The organism is Bacteroides sp. HMSC067B03, assembly GCF_001811315.1.
Classification (GTDB): domain Bacteria; phylum Bacteroidota; class Bacteroidia; order Bacteroidales; family Bacteroidaceae; genus Bacteroides; species Bacteroides faecis.
This window is the reverse complement of the sequence record NZ_KV804455.1, coordinates 554-15,306: the sequence shown is the minus strand read 5'-3', so window position 1 is coordinate 15,306 and position 14,753 is coordinate 554. Positions and strand designations below refer to the sequence as shown.

At 58.7% G+C, this 14,753-nt stretch carries 18 protein-coding genes and 1 pseudogene; 13 read left to right on the top strand and 6 right to left on the bottom strand.

From position 1 onward, the window contains the following. Nucleotides 1–267: 267 nt before the first annotated feature. The 6 genes and pseudogenes from HMPREF2794_RS28150 to HMPREF2794_RS28140 form a co-directional block, all read right to left on the bottom strand. A pseudogene (locus tag HMPREF2794_RS28150) lies at nt 268–1,188 on the bottom strand (YWFCY domain-containing protein); the annotation flags it as partial. 208 nt (nt 1,189–1,396) lie between these two features. Beyond that, entirely contained in the window at nt 1,397–1,528 is a 132-nt protein-coding gene (locus HMPREF2794_RS29825) for a hypothetical protein (RefSeq protein ID WP_256375873.1), read from the bottom strand. Next, a complete protein-coding gene (mobB, locus tag HMPREF2794_RS22775; protein WP_057097666.1) occupies nt 1,512–2,807 on the bottom strand; it encodes a conjugal transfer protein MobB in 1,296 nt (431 codons plus the stop codon). Before mobB ends, HMPREF2794_RS29825 begins: the two co-directional genes overlap by 17 nt. Continuing rightward, complete coding sequence (gene mobA / locus HMPREF2794_RS22770) at nt 2,804–3,232, bottom strand: conjugal transfer protein MobA (RefSeq protein ID WP_172680562.1); 429 nt, start codon at nt 3,230–3,232, stop codon at nt 2,804–2,806. Before mobA ends, mobB begins: the two co-directional genes overlap by 4 nt. 47 nt (nt 3,233–3,279) lie before the next feature. Further along, a complete protein-coding gene (locus tag HMPREF2794_RS28145) occupies nt 3,280–3,615 on the bottom strand; it encodes a hypothetical protein (RefSeq protein WP_010992653.1) in 336 nt (111 codons plus the stop codon). Nucleotides 3,616–3,807: 192 nt separating this feature from the next. Continuing rightward, complete coding sequence (locus tag HMPREF2794_RS28140) at nt 3,808–3,987, bottom strand: hypothetical protein (protein WP_153880892.1); 180 nt, start codon at nt 3,985–3,987, stop codon at nt 3,808–3,810. Nucleotides 3,988–3,999: 12 nt separating this feature from the next. Here HMPREF2794_RS28140 and HMPREF2794_RS22765 point away from each other — a divergent pair, with 12 nt between their 5' ends. From HMPREF2794_RS22765 to traM, 13 genes are all read left to right on the top strand, one after another. Continuing rightward, nucleotides 4,000–4,779 (top strand): ParA family protein, encoded by a 780-nt coding sequence (locus HMPREF2794_RS22765; protein WP_070752805.1) that lies wholly within the window; start codon nt 4,000–4,002, stop codon nt 4,777–4,779. Further along, nucleotides 4,760–5,164 (top strand): DUF3408 domain-containing protein, encoded by a 405-nt coding sequence (locus HMPREF2794_RS22760; RefSeq protein WP_070752801.1) that lies wholly within the window; start codon nt 4,760–4,762, stop codon nt 5,162–5,164. The genes HMPREF2794_RS22765 and HMPREF2794_RS22760 overlap by 20 nt, the downstream gene beginning before the upstream one ends. A 19-nt stretch (nt 5,165–5,183) precedes the next feature. Continuing rightward, the gene (locus tag HMPREF2794_RS22755) at nt 5,184–5,771 is read left to right on the top strand and encodes a DUF4122 family protein (protein ID WP_070752799.1); all 588 of its coding nucleotides are present in this window, start codon (nt 5,184–5,186) and stop codon (nt 5,769–5,771) included. 18 nt (nt 5,772–5,789) lie between these two features. Further along, a complete protein-coding gene (locus HMPREF2794_RS22750; RefSeq protein WP_004327362.1) occupies nt 5,790–6,089 on the top strand; it encodes a DUF4134 domain-containing protein in 300 nt (99 codons plus the stop codon). An 11-nt stretch (nt 6,090–6,100) separates the two neighbouring features. Then, a complete protein-coding gene (locus HMPREF2794_RS22745) occupies nt 6,101–6,424 on the top strand; it encodes a DUF4133 domain-containing protein (protein ID WP_004327363.1) in 324 nt (107 codons plus the stop codon). Beyond that, the gene (locus HMPREF2794_RS22740; RefSeq protein ID WP_070752797.1) at nt 6,421–8,922 is read left to right on the top strand and encodes a TraG family conjugative transposon ATPase; all 2,502 of its coding nucleotides are present in this window, start codon (nt 6,421–6,423) and stop codon (nt 8,920–8,922) included. Before HMPREF2794_RS22745 ends, HMPREF2794_RS22740 begins: the two co-directional genes overlap by 4 nt. 203 nt (nt 8,923–9,125) lie before the next feature. Further along, nucleotides 9,126–9,488, top strand: a complete 363-nt coding sequence (locus tag HMPREF2794_RS22735; RefSeq protein ID WP_029427346.1) for a DUF3876 domain-containing protein — start codon at nt 9,126–9,128, stop codon at nt 9,486–9,488. Between the two features lie 4 nt (nt 9,489–9,492). Then, entirely contained in the window at nt 9,493–10,122 is a 630-nt protein-coding gene (locus tag HMPREF2794_RS22730; RefSeq protein ID WP_057097672.1) for a DUF4141 domain-containing protein, read from the top strand. 53 nt (nt 10,123–10,175) lie between these two features. After that, nucleotides 10,176–11,180, top strand: coding sequence for a conjugative transposon protein TraJ (gene traJ, locus HMPREF2794_RS22725; RefSeq protein ID WP_057097673.1), 1,005 nt, complete (start codon nt 10,176–10,178; stop codon nt 11,178–11,180). A gap of 48 nt (nt 11,181–11,228) precedes the next feature. Further along, entirely contained in the window at nt 11,229–11,852 is a 624-nt protein-coding gene (gene traK, locus HMPREF2794_RS22720) for a conjugative transposon protein TraK (RefSeq protein WP_004327368.1), read from the top strand. A gap of 5 nt (nt 11,853–11,857) precedes the next feature. Then, nucleotides 11,858–12,142, top strand: a complete 285-nt coding sequence (locus tag HMPREF2794_RS22715; protein WP_029427343.1) for a TraL conjugative transposon family protein — start codon at nt 11,858–11,860, stop codon at nt 12,140–12,142. After that, nucleotides 12,117–13,283 (top strand): hypothetical protein, encoded by a 1,167-nt coding sequence (locus HMPREF2794_RS22710; protein WP_070752795.1) that lies wholly within the window; start codon nt 12,117–12,119, stop codon nt 13,281–13,283. The genes HMPREF2794_RS22715 and HMPREF2794_RS22710 overlap by 26 nt, the downstream gene beginning before the upstream one ends. Nucleotides 13,284–13,303: 20 nt before the next feature. Then, nucleotides 13,304–14,695: a conjugative transposon protein TraM gene (gene traM / locus HMPREF2794_RS22705; protein WP_070752793.1), complete on the top strand. Its 1,392-nt coding sequence runs from the start codon at nt 13,304–13,306 to the stop codon at nt 14,693–14,695. Nucleotides 14,696–14,753: the final 58 nt, after the last annotated feature.

Below are 14,753 nucleotides of genomic sequence, written 5' to 3'. Positions count from 1 at the left end.
CCTTCAAACCTTACGACGGCTAAAGTCAGTTCACATTACGTTAACCATGCTATCCAGCCTCGCCACTCGACGGTATGATACTAACCGCCCTTGACGTTCCCTCACGGTTCAGTCTTGTCCTTTCGGAAAGTGTACTTTGTCCTATAAGCTTGGCACAACCCATCACTGGAGATGCACCTTATAGTAGGCTACCGCTGACGGAACAGCGGGTTAAATCTTGCAATATACATTGCTGTTTAACAATCAATTACGTGACTTTTCAGGTCACACCCACGTGCGGTTCAAATTTAACATAATCGTGTAGGCACTCTCGTAGGCATCGGATATGTCGGTCATGAAGTCCGGGTGGATGGGGTTGCAGCGGTGGCTCTCCCTCGGGTTGTCGAAGTTTATCACGTAGAACTTGGGCTTGACCTTGTAGCCGTCCAAATGGGCGAGCAAGTGGTTGTAGGCTATCTCGGAGAGGTCGGGGTACTTGAAATCATACAGGAAAAGCGAATAGCCCTTCTCGATGGTCTGTTTTATGTACTGGTTGATAATTGCATAGGACTTGCCCGAACCGGGCGTGCCCAAGACCATCGTCGCACGGAAGGGGTTGACAAGGTTGATCCATCCGTCATACGCCCTGCTCCTGAACCAGAAGCGGGTGCGGAGGTTGACGGAATACTCGTTCTCCTTCAGCTCGGTCTCCTGCATGAAGGATTCGTTCTCGACGTTGAACACGTCTTCGAGCAGGTCGGTCTTCAACAGGCGGGACATCCACAGCCCCGCCATGAGCAGGCAGATATACCCGGCGGTAAGGGTGGCGATATACAGCACGGTGTCCGCCGGAAACGGCAGAGGAAGGGTGAGCAACCACCCGTTGCCGAAAAAGAGCAGCAAGCCGGACACGCCGCAAAGGATGATCCTGCGCCACGTGATTTTCTGTTCCTTCACGCCCTTTGTGCCGAGGCAGCTAAGGGCGAGGAACAGCACGGCGAAGAGCTTCGTCCAGAGGATATTGGAGAACAGCCCGGCGGTACGCTGGAAGCCGAGCAATATCCTATCGACCACGCCGATGTCGATGCCCCACTCCCGGACGGACTGGTAACAGAACCAATAGATATTGATGACTACAAATAAAATGCTTATCGCACGCATGAACTCCATGACTTTGGCGAGTCCACGCAAATCGTCTTCATTTTGCATAATTCGTTGAAAATTAATGATAAAACTTCGTTTTATTATGTATATGTACTTTTTCTTTTGTCTTGACACAAAAGAAAAAGATACCAAAAAGAAAAAGTCAAGACTGCATTTTCGCAGCTACTCTCTTCCTGCGTTTCGCTAAAGAAAAAGAATTGCCTACGGCGAAAGTCCTACGTTCGGCATAGCCCAAACATGTTTGGCTCTGCTCTCACTTAAACGGACTTTTCGCTTCGCTCAAACAGCTTTTTCTTTTTAACGCTACACTCCGGTCGTTCGCTTTACGCTGCGAAAATGAGGTCGGTATGCCATGCGGATGGGCATTGTTACTGTTGCCTTCCATATTTGCGTTTTTTCTTCCTTTTTCGGAGCGGTACGGGCTGGTCGCCGGACGCTCCGCCGGGTACGGGGGCAAAGAGATTGAAGGCGGCCGCCACATTCTGGGTGGTGCCGTCCTTGTGGTCGGGACGGTAGCCGGTATCCTGTCCGTCCCATTGGGATATGTCCGTATGCTCCTGCTGCCGGGTGGGATGTTCCACTTCGGCGGAGGGTTGCGGCAGGTGAATGCCTTCCTGCCCGGCGAAAAGGTCGTTGAACACACCTGCGGAGAACTCCTTGCCCAGACGGGAGCCGTTGAAGACGGCTTTGGCGGCATGGTCGATGAAGGTCGCCCCATAGATGCGCCCGGTTTCATTCTGACGGAATACCACGCCGATACCCTGCCGCATGAGTTCCCGCTCGAACTGCGCCCGGTCATGCCCTGCGGTCTGCATGGCGGCGGCAACCTTTCCGGCGGTGGCGGCGGCGACCTCCTTGTGGGTCTTTTCCCATGCGGCAGCGTTGTGCATCCGCCTTTCGAGGGCTGCGACGCCCGTCTCCTTGCCGAATACGGAGGACTTGAAAGGCTTGCCGATCTTGTTGCCCTCCCTGTCGGTTGCCGAATAGGTCAAGCCGTGATACTCCCGTCCGCCGTATTCCCCCTTCACCTCGTCCACCGTGATGCCGTAAAGGGAAAGCACCGCCCTGTATTCGCCCAATGTACGGAAACGCCACTCCCGGGCTATCGGGCGGATGACTCCCGCCAACTGCCCCTTGAGGTTGCCGTCCCCGTAACCGACGGGCGACAAGGGCAGCCCCTCCTTCCACTGCTTGGGCGTAGCCAGAACAAGACCGAACTGCCGTTCCAGCTCCCGGCAAATCTTCATCGAACGTCCGTGCTCGTAGCTGTCGGAAATCGCCCGCCCGGTTTCGTCCACCCGGACGGAGACGATGTGCAGGTGCTCCCGCCCGATGTCGTTGTGGCGATAGACGATATAGGGCTGGTCGCCGAAGCCCATGCGCCGCATGTACTCCTCCGCCAAGCTGACAAACCGCTCCTCGCTCAAGCAATCCTTCGGGTCGGGATTGAGGGAGATGTGCAGGACGGGCTTCTCGGTCTTGCGGTTGGCTGTCAGGTAGTCGCCGAACGAGCGGGAAAGATGCCCTATCGTGTAGGGGTTATCGCCCTGCGGCTCGATAATCCGGCTGGTGAAAAGCACGTCGGCGTGCCGTTCGTCCACCTTCAACTGGTTGTAGGCAAGCACCCCGTACAGGCTGCTGCCGTGCGAAATCTTGGCTATCATCGGACGGGGTATTTGCTTTGGAACTCCTCCACCAGTGCGGAAATCCGCTTGCTTAACTCGACCAGTTCGAGGGTGTGCCGCTCCAGCTTGTAGAGGAAAGCGAGGGCTTTCTTCTCCGAGAAATTGGATTTGAGCGCACGCACGCATTGGTTGTAGTTCGTGCCTATGGCACGGAACTGCGAGTGGAAAGTGGTCAGGCGCATGTAGAAATCCTGCGTCCCCTTATCCAGTTTAATGACCTTAATCTCCCTTCCGAAAAGTGCGGAAACGATAAACTCCGCCTTGGTCGCCTTGCCCGACTCGTCGAAAAGCGCGAGGAAACGGGCGTTGTCCCCGTCGTCCAGACGGAACACGTAGCGGTGGCGCATCTTGTCGGGCTTGGGCTTTCGCCCGTAGTTGCCCGCATACTTCTTCTGGTTGTCCATCATCCTGTAAAATTTTAAGTGAAACATGGTCTGAAAACGCCGTATGCCTACGGCTCTCCCCCGTGAGCAGCCCCCGACTCCGGAGGGGGATGCCACATCGAGGGGGCAAGGTGGTGGTGAGGCACGAAATTCATTTCGAGTGCCGCAGCACACAACTTGCCATTTTCGTTTGAAAATAAAATCCGTCCTGCCGGACAGATTGGGGATGCCCTTGCCTGCTGCGGAGTGCCGGGGCACTCCCTCGGGCGGTTGCCGCTCTTTTCCATTCTTACTCCATTTTGGTTTCCGCCTGCAAAGTAACAGTCCTTTTCCCGTCCGGACACCATACCCGGATGCGACAAACCTACGGGTGGAAAGACAATGCACGACACGCTGATAATCAAACGGATAAACTACCGGTATTTTGATATTCCTTTGCGCCGTGGAAGCGGTGAAACGACTGTCCGGATAGACAAGGAAACAGCCGGATAGCCGACCGGACGGACAGCCGAACGGCTGACGGTCTTGCCGGACAAACGGACGGACAACCGGATAACCAGCCGGACGATTGGCTAAACAACCAAACGGCTAAATGACTAAACGGCTAAACGGTCAAACGGCTGAACAGCCAGACAAGCGGGCAGCCGGATGATTGGATGGATGCCGGGCTGAATGTATGACCGGATGTCTGAACGGATGAACGGCAGAGTGGCTGAAAGGCTGACCGATTGAGTGAACAGAGAAGCGGCTGCACGGGCAGCCGGATGAATAACCAACAGAATGACGATATGGACAGACAGACATTGAACGTGGCTTTCGCCACACAGAAAGGCGGCAGCGGCAAGACGGCTATCACGGTGCTGGTGGCGGGCTACCTGCACTACCGCTTGGGGTGTCCGTTAGCGGTGATCGACTGCGACTTCCCGCAGTACAGCCTGTACGAGATGCGGGAGCGGGACAGCCGGGCGGTACTGGAGAACGAACACCTGAAACGGGCGGTTTACGAACAGATGCGGCAGCCGGGGCGTGCCGCCTATCCGGTGCGCAAGTGCCGGGTGGAGCAAGCCCCCGACACGGCAAGGGAGCTGGCGGCGGAAGGCTGCTACGACCTGCTCTTCTTCGACCTGCCGGGCACGGTGAACTCGGCGGGCATCCTGCGCACGATCGCACAGATGGACTACATCTTCGCCCCGGTGAGTGCGGACAAGGCGGTGCTGGAGAGCACGCTCTCCTTCCTCGACGTGCTGCAACGGATGATGCTGGGCAAGGAGACGAGCCGCCTGAAGGGGCTTTACCTTTTCTGGAACCAAGTCGACAAGCGGGAAACGAGCGGGCTGTACGAGAAGTACGGGCAGGTGGTCGCCGACATGGGGCTGCCGATGCTGCAAACCCGCATCCCCGACACGAAACGCTTCCGCAAGGAGGCGGACGGCACGGGACGGACGGTGTTCCGCTCCACGCTGCTGGCTCCCGACAGGCGGATGCTGGCAGGCAGCGGCATCCCCGAACTGACCCGTGAGATAGCAACCATCCTCAAACTGGAAAGCTATGAAGAGACAGCGGAATGAGAAGCCCATCGACGAGGAACTGCTGATGCGGATGATGGCGGGCGAGGCGGCGGGAACGGGAGAACCGGGAACCGGAAAGGGTGAAACCGCCGTGCCGGTGGAGAAGGCGCAGGAAGGGAAGGCAGCGGAGACAAGACGGCGCAAGGGAAGGCAGGCGGACTACGAGACGACCTTCCTCAAAGGCATGGACATCCCCGCCCGCTACGGCAAGCCGGTCTATGTGCGCCGTGAGTACCACGAGCGCATCGCCAAAATCTCGGTGATGCTGACGGGCGGCAAGGTGTCGCTCTCGGCATACATCGACAACGTGCTGGCGCAGCACTTCGAGCAATACCGGGAGGAGATCGAGGCGGCATACGCCGGGAAACTGGAGAACCTCTTTTAAAAAGGAAGGAGGAAACGGCATGATACTGAAATTATCGCTCACCGTCCTGCTGCTCTATTACCTCGGCGTGCTGTGGAAATACTACCGGCAGGACATCGCCGGGATGTTCGGTACAGCGGAGACGGACGAAGGCACGGACGAGCCGGATCAGGAGCCGGGGCAACCGGGCGAGCCGTACACGGTCATGGGCGGAAGCACCTACCTGCCCTTCGCAGCGGAGGACGGGGAGGAAGCGGCAGCCGGAGCCGTGGAGGAACCCGCCACGGAGGACGACGGGGCGGACTACTCCGACATCGAACCGGAGGAGGACGAGGAGGAGACGGACTATGAACCCACGCCGGAGGAGATCCGGGAACTGGAGGAGGAAGAGGAATTAGGGGCTTATTACCCGGACGGCAACCCCGATTTCGCCACGGGGTACTCCTTCGATGACCTGAAAAAGGTGCGCCGGGTACTGGTGTCGGACGATGCGGGCGAAAAGGCGGAGCGGGAAGCCCGTGAGGTGCTGCCGTCCGTGATGGGGTCGGACATCTGGGAGGCGATGCTGGACGAGTTCGAGGGCGCACGGCAGCGTGTCGCCCGGCTGATGGACAACCATAATGTTTAATTAAAATTTTAAAGACAAATGAAACAGAAAAGAATCTTTTTTACGGCGGCCTGCATACTGGCTGCCGTGGGCGCAATGGCGCAGGGAAACGGGCAGGCGGGCATCACCGAAGCCACGCAGATGGTCACCTCGTATTTTGAGCCGGGGACGAAACTGATTTACGCCATCGGTGCGGTGGTCGGCTTGATCGGCGGGGTGAAAGTATATGGGAAGTTCAGCGCCGGCGATCCGGACGTGAGCAAAGTCGCCGCAAGCTGGTTCGGAGCCTGCATCTTCTTGATCGTGGCGGCTACCATCCTCCGTTCGTTCTTCCTGTAAAACAGCGGACTATGGACTTGGAAATCAACAAGGGGATCGGCAGGAACGTGGAGTTCAAGGGGCTGGAAAGCCAGTACCTCTTCATCTTCTGCGGCGGTCTGCTCGCCGTGTTCGTGGTGTTCGTCATCCTGTACATGGCGGGCGTGAACCAGTGGGTGTGCATCGGCTTCGGCGTGGCTGCGGCTACGCTGCTGGTATGGCTGACCTTCCGGCTGAACGCCCGGTACGGCACGCACGGGCTGATGAAGGCAGCCGCCCGCAGGCGGCATCCGAGGTACGTGGTGAACCGCCTGAAAATCCCCCGATTATTCACCTTTAAACACTGGCAAGAATGAGAAACGTAATGAAAGCGGCGACGCTCGAAAGCAAGTTCCCGCTGCTGGCGGTGGAGAACGGCTGCATCGTGAGCAAGGAGGCGGACGTGACGGTCGCCTTCAGGGTGGAACTGCCGGAACTGTTCTCCGTCACGGGGAGCGAGTACGAGGCGGTCCACTCGGCTTGGCACAAGGCGGTGAAGGTGCTGCCGGAGTATTCCATCGTGCACAAGCAGGACTTCTTCATCGAGGAGAAGTACCGGCCGGAAACGGACAGGGACGACCTTAGCTTCCTGAGCCGGAGCTTTGAGAGGCACTTCAACGAACGCCCGTTCCTGAACCACTTCTGCTACCTGTTCCTTACCAAGACGACGAAGGCACGGAGCCGTCAGGAAAGCACGTTCTCCACCCTCTGCAAGGGCAGGCTTGTCCCCAAGGAGATCGAGGACCGGGAGACGGTTACGAGGTTCCTCGAAGCGGTCGGTCAGTTCGAGAAGATCATGAACGACAGTGGACTGGTTACGCTGCGCCGCCTCACCACGGACGAGATCACCGGGACGGAAACGGCGGCGGGCATCGTGGAGAAGTACCTCTCGCTCTCGCAGCACGACACGACGGTGCTGAAGGACATCCAGTTGAACCCGGAGGAGATGCGCATCGGCGACGACATCCTCTGCCTGCACACCCTCTCTGACACGGAAGACCTGCCGGGCAAGGTGGCGACGGACAGCCGCTACGAGCGGCTCTCGACCGACCGCTCGGACTGCCGCCTGTCGTTCGCCGCCCCGGTGGGCTTGCTGCTGGACTGCAACCACTGCTACAACCAGTACATCTTCATCGACGACCACGGGGAGAACCTGAAACGCTTCGAGCAGACCGCCCGGAACATGCACTCGCTCTCCCGCTACTCCCGCTCCAACCAGATCAACAAGGCATGGATCGAGGAATACCTGAACGAGGCGCACTCGAAAGGGCTGACCTCGGTACGCTGCCACTGCAACGTGATGGCGTGGAGCGACGACCGGGAGGAGCTTAGGCGCATCAAGAACGAGGTAGGCAGCCAGCTCGCCCTGATGGAGTGCAAGCCGAGGCACAACACGGTGGACGTGCCCACGCTCTTTTGGGCGGCGATACCGGGCAACGAGGGGGACTTCCCCTTCGAGGAGAGCTTCTACACGTTCATCCCGCAAGCCCTGTGCTTCTTCACCGAGGAGACGAACTACAAGGACTCGCTCTCGCCCTTCGGCATCAAGATGGCGGACAGGATGACGGGCAGACCGCTGCATCTGGACATCAGCGACCTGCCGATGAAGAAAGGGGTGATCTCGAACCGCAACAAGTTTGTCCTCGGTCCGAGCGGAAGCGGCAAGTCGTTCTTCATGAACCACCTCGTGCGCCAGTATTACGAGCAGAACAGCCACATCGTGCTGATCGACACGGGCAACTCGTACCAAGGGCTGTGCGAGCTGATCCACCGCAAGACCAAGGGCGAGGACGGGATTTACTACACGTACACGGAGGAGAAGCCCATCAGCTTCAACCCCTTCTTCACGGACGACTACAAGTTCAGCGTGGAGAAGAAGGACAGCATCAAGACGCTGCTGCTGGCGCTGTGGAAGGGCGAGGACGAGAAAATCACGAAGACGGAGAGCGGCGAGCTGGGCAGTGCGGTGTCGGCGTACATCCGCCGGATACAGCAGAACCGGGACATCGTCCCCTTGTTCGACACCTTCTACGAGTACATGCTGAACGATTACCGGAAGGAACTGGCTGCAAGAGACATCAAGGTGAGCCGGGAGGATTTCAACATCGACAACTTCCTGACCACGCTGCGGCAGTATTACAAGGGCGGGCGCTACGACTTCCTGCTGAACTCGAACGAGAACATCGACCTGCTGCACAAGCGGTTCATCGTCTTCGAGATCGACGCCGTGAAGGACAACGCCGAGCTGTTCCCCGTGGTTACGATCATCATCATGGAAGCCTTCATCAACAAGCTGCGCCGCCTGAAAGGGGTGCGGAAGATGCTGATCTGCGAGGAGGCTTGGAAAGCCCTTTCCTCGCCGAGCATGTCAGAATATTTGAAGTACATGTACAAGACCGTCAGGAAATATTTCGGCGAGGCGATTGTCGTCACGCAGGAGGTGGACGACATCATCTCGTCCCCCATCGTGAAGGAGGCTATCATCACCAACTCGGACTGCAAGATCCTTTTGGACCAGAAGAAGTACATGAACAAGTTCGACGGCATCCAGTCGATGCTCGGTCTGACGGACAAGGAAAAGTCGCAGATACTCTCCATCAACCTCTCCAACCATCCCGGACGGAAGTACAAGGAGGTGTGGATCGGTCTGAACGGGGTGCAGTCGGCGGTGTACGCCACGGAGGTGTCGGCTGCCGAGTACCTGACCTATACCACCGAGGAGAGCGAGAAGACGGAGGTGTTCGCACTGGCGGAAGAGCTGGGCGGCGACTTGGAGCTTGCCATCAAGCGGCTGGCGGAGACGAAGTATAAATAATGTGCCGATGCGCTGAAGTGGCGGACAGGCTGCCGGACGGGTGGTTGATTGACCGGACGAACGGCTGAAGGGTCGGATGATTGACCAAACGGCTAAACGGTCAAACGGTTAAACGGCTGGCTGGCTAAACGGCTGGATGTACAAACGGCTAAACGATATGGAGAGAATAAAATTTTGTAAAACTTAAAAAAAACGGAATCAAGATGAGACGATTGAATTTAATCCTGCTGCTGTCGGCGGTGACGGCGGCGCTGGCGTTTGTCATTTCCTGCAAGGAGACAAATGCGGAACGGTTGGAAAAGATGTGCGGCGAATGGGTCAGCACGGGCGGAAAGCCGCCCTTCACTCTCTGGGAAGAGGACGGCAAGTACCGTGTGACGGTCATGCACAGGAACCACAAGGGCGGCAGTGAAGCGGAGACCTACCTCGTCCGGGAAACGGAAGGGGTGCTGTTCATCGAGACGGGCTTCGCCGTGATGATGGACTATGACCGGGAGAAAGACCGCATCCGGCTGTCGCCGGGCGGAGAGTACAGGAGAAAGAGTGACGGAACCCTAAAACAGTAAGGACATGAGAACGATAAAGGCAATCATCGTGGGCGTGGTGTGCCTGACGGCAGGTGCGGCCAACGCCCAGTGGGTCGTACACGATCCCGGCAATCTGGCGCAGGGCATCATCAACACGACCAAGGAGATCGTGGAGACCTCCGCCACCGCACAGCACACGCTGGACGGGTTCAAGGAGACGGCGAAGATATTCGAGCAGGGACGGAAGTATTACGATGCGCTCAAGGCGGTGCATGACGTGGTGAAAGGCGGCGTGAAGGTGAAGAAGTCCATCGAGATGGTGGCGGACATCTCGGAAATCTACGTGCGCAACTACCAGAAGATGCTCGGCGACCCGAACTACACGCCGGACGAGCTGTCAACCATCTCGTTCGGGTACGCCAAGCTGCTCTCCGAGAGCGCGGACATCCTGCAAGACCTGAAGAACGTGGTGAACGTGACGGGGATGTCGCTCTCGGACGCCGAGCGGCTGGCTATCATCGACCAGAGCTACAAGCGGCTGCTGGAGTACCGCAACCTCGTGCAGTATTACACGGACAAGAACATCTCGGTGAGCTACCTGCGGGCGAAGAAGAAAAAGGACGCCGACCGGGTGGTGGCTCTCTACGGGGATGCGGAAGACCGTTACTGGTGAGGCGGGCAAATATATAATAATGTATGCGTACATAATAATAAAAATACAGGACTATGTTGTTAGCGATAGACTTCACGAACCTGCACGAGATATTGCAGGCATTGTATCAGGACATGATGCCGCTCTGCGAGAAGCTGACGGGGGTAGCCAAGGGAATCGCCGGGCTGGGTGCGCTGTTCTACGTGGCCGCCAAGGTGTGGCAGGCGCTCGCCCGTGCCGAGCCCATCGACGTGTACCCGCTGCTGCGCCCGTTCGCCATCGGGCTGTGCATCCTCTTCTTCCCCACCTTCGTCATCGGCACGATCAACACGGTGCTCTCGCCCGTGGTGAAGGGCTGCCACGGGATGCTTGAATCACAGACCTTCGACATGAACCGATACCGGGAACAGAAGGAGACGCTGGAGAGGGAGGCGTTCCGGCGTGATCCGGAGAAGGCATATCTGGCGAGCAAGGAGGACTTCGACAAGAAGCTCGACGAGCTGGGCTGGTCGCCCAAGGACTTGAAGACGATGGCGGTGATGTACATTGACCGGACGGAGTACAACATGAAGCGGAGCATCCGGCTGTGGTTCCAAGAACTGCTCGAACTGCTGTTCCAGTCGGCTGCGCTGGTCATCGACACGATACGGACGTTCTTCCTGATCGCCCTCTCCATCCTCGGTCCGATAGCGTTCGCCCTCTCGGTCTATGACGGGTTCCAGAGCACGCTCACGCAGTGGATAACGAGGTACATCTCCATCTACATGTGGCTGCCCGTGAGCGACCTGTTCAGCTCGGTGCTGGCACGCATCCAAGTGCTGATGCTCACCCGTGACATCGAGGCGATGAGCGACCCGACCTTCATCCCGGACAGCTCGAACACGGTGTACATCATCTTTTTAATCATCGGGATATTCGGGTACTTCACCATACCGACCGTCGCCAACTGGATCATCATGGCGGGCGGGGTGAGCCACGCCAACCGTGCGATGAACCAGACCGCCACGAAGGTAGGCAACGTCGCCGCAGCGGGTGCGGGCGCAGCCGTGGGGAACATCGCCGGAAAAATCATCAAGTAGCGGCGGATGTCCCAAGAACATGAATCATAACGAATAAAAACCGGAAACATGGAATTTAAAAGTTTGAAAAATATCGAAACGAGCTTCAGGCAGATACGGCTCTTCACGCTGGTATTCGCCAGCCTGTGCGCCGTGGTGACGGGCTTCGCCCTGTGGAAGTCGTACAGCTTCGCCGAGGCGCAGCGGCAGAAGATCTACGTGCTGGACAACGGCAAGAGCCTGATGCTGGCGCTCTCGCAGGACGTGCGGCAGAACCGCCCGGTGGAGGCACGGGAGCACGTGCGCCGCTTCCACGAGCTGTTCTTCACGCTCTCGCCCGACAAGTCGGCTATCGAGGGCAACATCAGGCGTTCGCTGCTGCTGGCGGACAAGAGCGCCTTCAACTACTACAAGGACCTCTCGGAAAAGGGGTATTACAACCGCATAATATCGGGGAACATCAACCAGATGATAGAGATAGACAGCCTGCGGTGCGACTTCGACAAGTACCCTTACAGCGTGCGGACATTCGCCCGGCAGATCATCCTGCGGGAAAGCTCGGTTACGGAGCGCAGCCTTGTGACCCGCTGCCGCCTGCTGGATGCGGTCAGGAGCGACAACAACCCGCAGGGCTTCATCATCGAGGGCTTCGAGGTCACGGAGAACAAGGATTTGCAGACCCTCAAACGCTGACGGCTATGATAAGGAAATTCATCGTAAAGGCACAGGATTGGGCGGACGGGAAGCTCCGCCGCCTCGCCGGGCGTATCTCGCCTGACATGCGTGTGGCAATCATCCTCGTGATGCTGGCGGCGTTCGGCGCACTGTCGGTCTATATGACCGTCGCCTCCATCTACCGCATCGGCAGGAACGACGGGAAGGAACTGGGGATAGAGCATATCAGGCGCCTGCAATTGCCCAATGACAGTATTATCAACCCTTTTGAAAGCGGACGGCATGGGACTGGCGGAGAAGTTGAGTGAGTGGCTGTTCCGCCGCCGGGAGCGGCAGGAGGAGCGGAACATGAGGCAGGCAACGGCGTATTTCGGGAGCCTGCTGAATAAGAGGCGTGCGGATGCCGGTGCAATCCTCCAGTCCGTCAGGGACTACCGGGACTGCCCGGAGGTAACAAGGAAACAGGCGGAGCTGCTGCTGGAACACAGGTTCTTCCGGTACGTGTACCAGACGGGCTATCCCGAATGGCGGGCGGTCATGGACGCCCTGAAAGAGACCCGTTACGGGATGCGTGAGGGGGCGGCAATCCCCCGGAGCGTGAGGGAGGCGGCGGAAAGCCCGATGCTGCGTCTGGCGGCGCAATACAAGGTGCTGGAGTACGAGTACACGAGGCGCAACGCCCCGCAGCCGCTATCCCCCGAAGCGCAGGCGGAACGGGATGCGGCGCACCGGCTGCTGAACTGCTGCATGAGGGAGGGCGACCTCGACGCACTGAAAAGGCTTGCCCTGAAAGGCGAGAAACCGGACGACTCGGTGGCCATCCGCCACGGGCTGGCGGAAGGCTACCGCAGGCTCGAAGAACTGAGCCGGGAATGGAACGAGGAGATGCGGGGCGACAACCACACCGTCATGGAACAGATCGAGTTGCGGGAGGCGGACGAGCGGGGAAAGCTGATGCGGCAAGCCGCCGCCCTTTACGAGAGGAAGACGGGCGGCAGACTGCCCGGCGACTATCTGGAAGCGGTGAAGGCGGAACGGGCGCTGCTCCACGGGCTCGCCCGCCACGGCTGGGACGGTCAGCGGGAAGTACCGAAGGAGACGGTGGAGAAGTACGGGCTGACGGAGGATTTTGCCGGCATCGCCCGGCTAAGGTGGGACTACCACCTAAGCGAGGACAACGGTGACCTCTCCCGTGACTACCCGGAAGCCGCCATCGGACGCCACAACCGTGCCATTCGGGAGCGGGCGGCGAAAGAACTGGCAGGTCTGGAAGCGAGGCTGTTCCCCGAAAAGGCGGCAAGCCGGGAACGGAAGGCTGCGCACCTGCGGGCGGACAACCGGGCAAGCCCCACGGCATCGCTCAAACGGGAACGGAAGGAGCCGCCCGGCAAGCGGCAAACCGGGGAGACAGGCAGAAGGAAGCCTCCGGGGAGAAGAATCAGAATGTAGGACAACCATAATTTTTTGACATGATGGAAGAACAGAACCAAGAAAAAGCAACGGCAACGCAGCACGTGACGGTGGCGGATGCCGCAGCCCCGGAGACGGGGAACGGAAAGAAGGAGGACAAGGGCGGCGGGAAAAAGGAGAAGAAGACAGCCAAGCCGCTCACGCCGAAACAGTTGCAGCAACGGAAGAAGCTGATGGTATATCCGCTGATGGGCTTGCTGTTCCTCGGCTCGATGTGGCTGATATTCGCACCTTCGGAGGAGCAGGGCGTGAACCGGGACACCGTGGGGGCGTTCAACGCCGACATCCCCCTGCCGGAGAACGACGGGATCATCGGCGACAAGCGGAAAGCCTACGAGCAGGCGCAGGCGGAGAAACAGCAGGCGGAGAAGGTGCGCTCGCTGGAGGACTTCGCCTTCTCCGAAGAGAGCGATACGGACGGGGTGGAAATGGAACTGCCGGACAGCGAGCCGGAACGGGAACCGTTCCGGGACTATTCGGACAATGGCGGCAGCAGCCGTTCTTCCGTTACCGCCTACCGGGACATCAACCGTCAGCTCGGCTCGTTCTACGAGGAACCGAAGGTGGACGGGGAAAAGGAGGAGCTGAAAAGGCAGGTGGAGGAGCTGACCGCCAAGCTGGAAGAAAGGGAACGGCAGGCGGGCGGAATCGACGATCAGGTGGCGCTGATGGAGAAGAGCTACGAGCTTGCCGCCAAGTACATGGGACAGAACGGACGGGACGGCGCAGCCGTGCAGGTGCCCGCCACCGGGCAGGACGGCAACGGTTTGGGACAGCCCGCCGTGGCGGTGCAGGCGGCACGGGAACGGACGGTATCGGGGCTGCAACAGCCCCTGAGCGATGCGGAGTTCATGCGGCGGTACAGCCAGCCGAGGAACTACGGCTTCAACACGGCGGTAGGCAGCGGGTACGCTATGGGGAAGAACACGATACGGGCGTGCATCCACGGGGATCAGACGATTATGGACGGACAGACGGTGAAGCTCCGGCTGCTCGAACCGCTGCAAGCGGGAAACCTTGTGATTCCGCAGAACACGCTTGTTGCGGGTACGGGAAAGGTACAGGGGGAACGGCTGGATATCGTGGTGTCGTCCATCGAATACCGGGGGAACTTGCTGCCCGTGGAGTTGGCGGTGTATGACAGTGACGGGCAGAAAGGCTTGTCTGTCCCTTCATCACTGGAACAGGAAGCGGCAAAGGAGGCGATGGCGAACATCGGCGGCGGGTTGGGAACGAGCATCTCGTTCGCACGGAGCGCCGGACAGCAGGTGGCGATGGACATCACCCGTGGGCTGATGCAGGGCGGCAGCCAGTACCTTGCCAAGAAGTTCCGCACGGTAAAGGTGCACCTGAAAGCGGGGTATGAGGTGATGCTTTATGCCAAGGAGTAGTGTACTTTTTCTTTTGCCTTGACGCAAAAGAAAAAGATACCAAAAAGAAAAAGTCAAG

Bases quoted from the DNA above. Each gene is read 5' to 3' on its own strand.
- HMPREF2794_RS29825 (WP_256375873.1), bottom strand. From the start codon at position 1,528: ATGGAAGGCAACAGTAACAATGCCCATCCGCATGGCATACCGACCTCA.
- mobB (WP_057097666.1), bottom strand. From the start codon at position 2,807: ATGATAGCCAAGATTTCGCACGGCAGCAGCCTGTACGGGGTGCTTGCC.
- mobA (WP_172680562.1), bottom strand. From the start codon at position 3,232: ATGGACAACCAGAAGAAGTATGCGGGCAACTACGGGCGAAAGCCCAAG.
- HMPREF2794_RS22765 (WP_070752805.1), top strand. From the start codon at position 4,000: ATGGACAGACAGACATTGAACGTGGCTTTCGCCACACAGAAAGGCGGC.
- HMPREF2794_RS22760 (WP_070752801.1), top strand. From the start codon at position 4,760: ATGAAGAGACAGCGGAATGAGAAGCCCATCGACGAGGAACTGCTGATG.
- HMPREF2794_RS22755 (WP_070752799.1), top strand. From the start codon at position 5,184: ATGATACTGAAATTATCGCTCACCGTCCTGCTGCTCTATTACCTCGGC.
- HMPREF2794_RS22750 (WP_004327362.1), top strand. From the start codon at position 5,790: ATGAAACAGAAAAGAATCTTTTTTACGGCGGCCTGCATACTGGCTGCC.
- HMPREF2794_RS22745 (WP_004327363.1), top strand. From the start codon at position 6,101: ATGGACTTGGAAATCAACAAGGGGATCGGCAGGAACGTGGAGTTCAAG.
- HMPREF2794_RS22740 (WP_070752797.1), top strand. From the start codon at position 6,421: ATGAGAAACGTAATGAAAGCGGCGACGCTCGAAAGCAAGTTCCCGCTG.
- HMPREF2794_RS22735 (WP_029427346.1), top strand. From the start codon at position 9,126: ATGAGACGATTGAATTTAATCCTGCTGCTGTCGGCGGTGACGGCGGCG.
- HMPREF2794_RS22730 (WP_057097672.1), top strand. From the start codon at position 9,493: ATGAGAACGATAAAGGCAATCATCGTGGGCGTGGTGTGCCTGACGGCA.
- traJ (WP_057097673.1), top strand. From the start codon at position 10,176: ATGTTGTTAGCGATAGACTTCACGAACCTGCACGAGATATTGCAGGCA.
- traK (WP_004327368.1), top strand. From the start codon at position 11,229: ATGGAATTTAAAAGTTTGAAAAATATCGAAACGAGCTTCAGGCAGATA.
- HMPREF2794_RS22715 (WP_029427343.1), top strand. From the start codon at position 11,858: ATGATAAGGAAATTCATCGTAAAGGCACAGGATTGGGCGGACGGGAAG.
- HMPREF2794_RS22710 (WP_070752795.1), top strand. From the start codon at position 12,117: ATGGGACTGGCGGAGAAGTTGAGTGAGTGGCTGTTCCGCCGCCGGGAG.
- traM (WP_070752793.1), top strand. From the start codon at position 13,304: ATGATGGAAGAACAGAACCAAGAAAAAGCAACGGCAACGCAGCACGTG.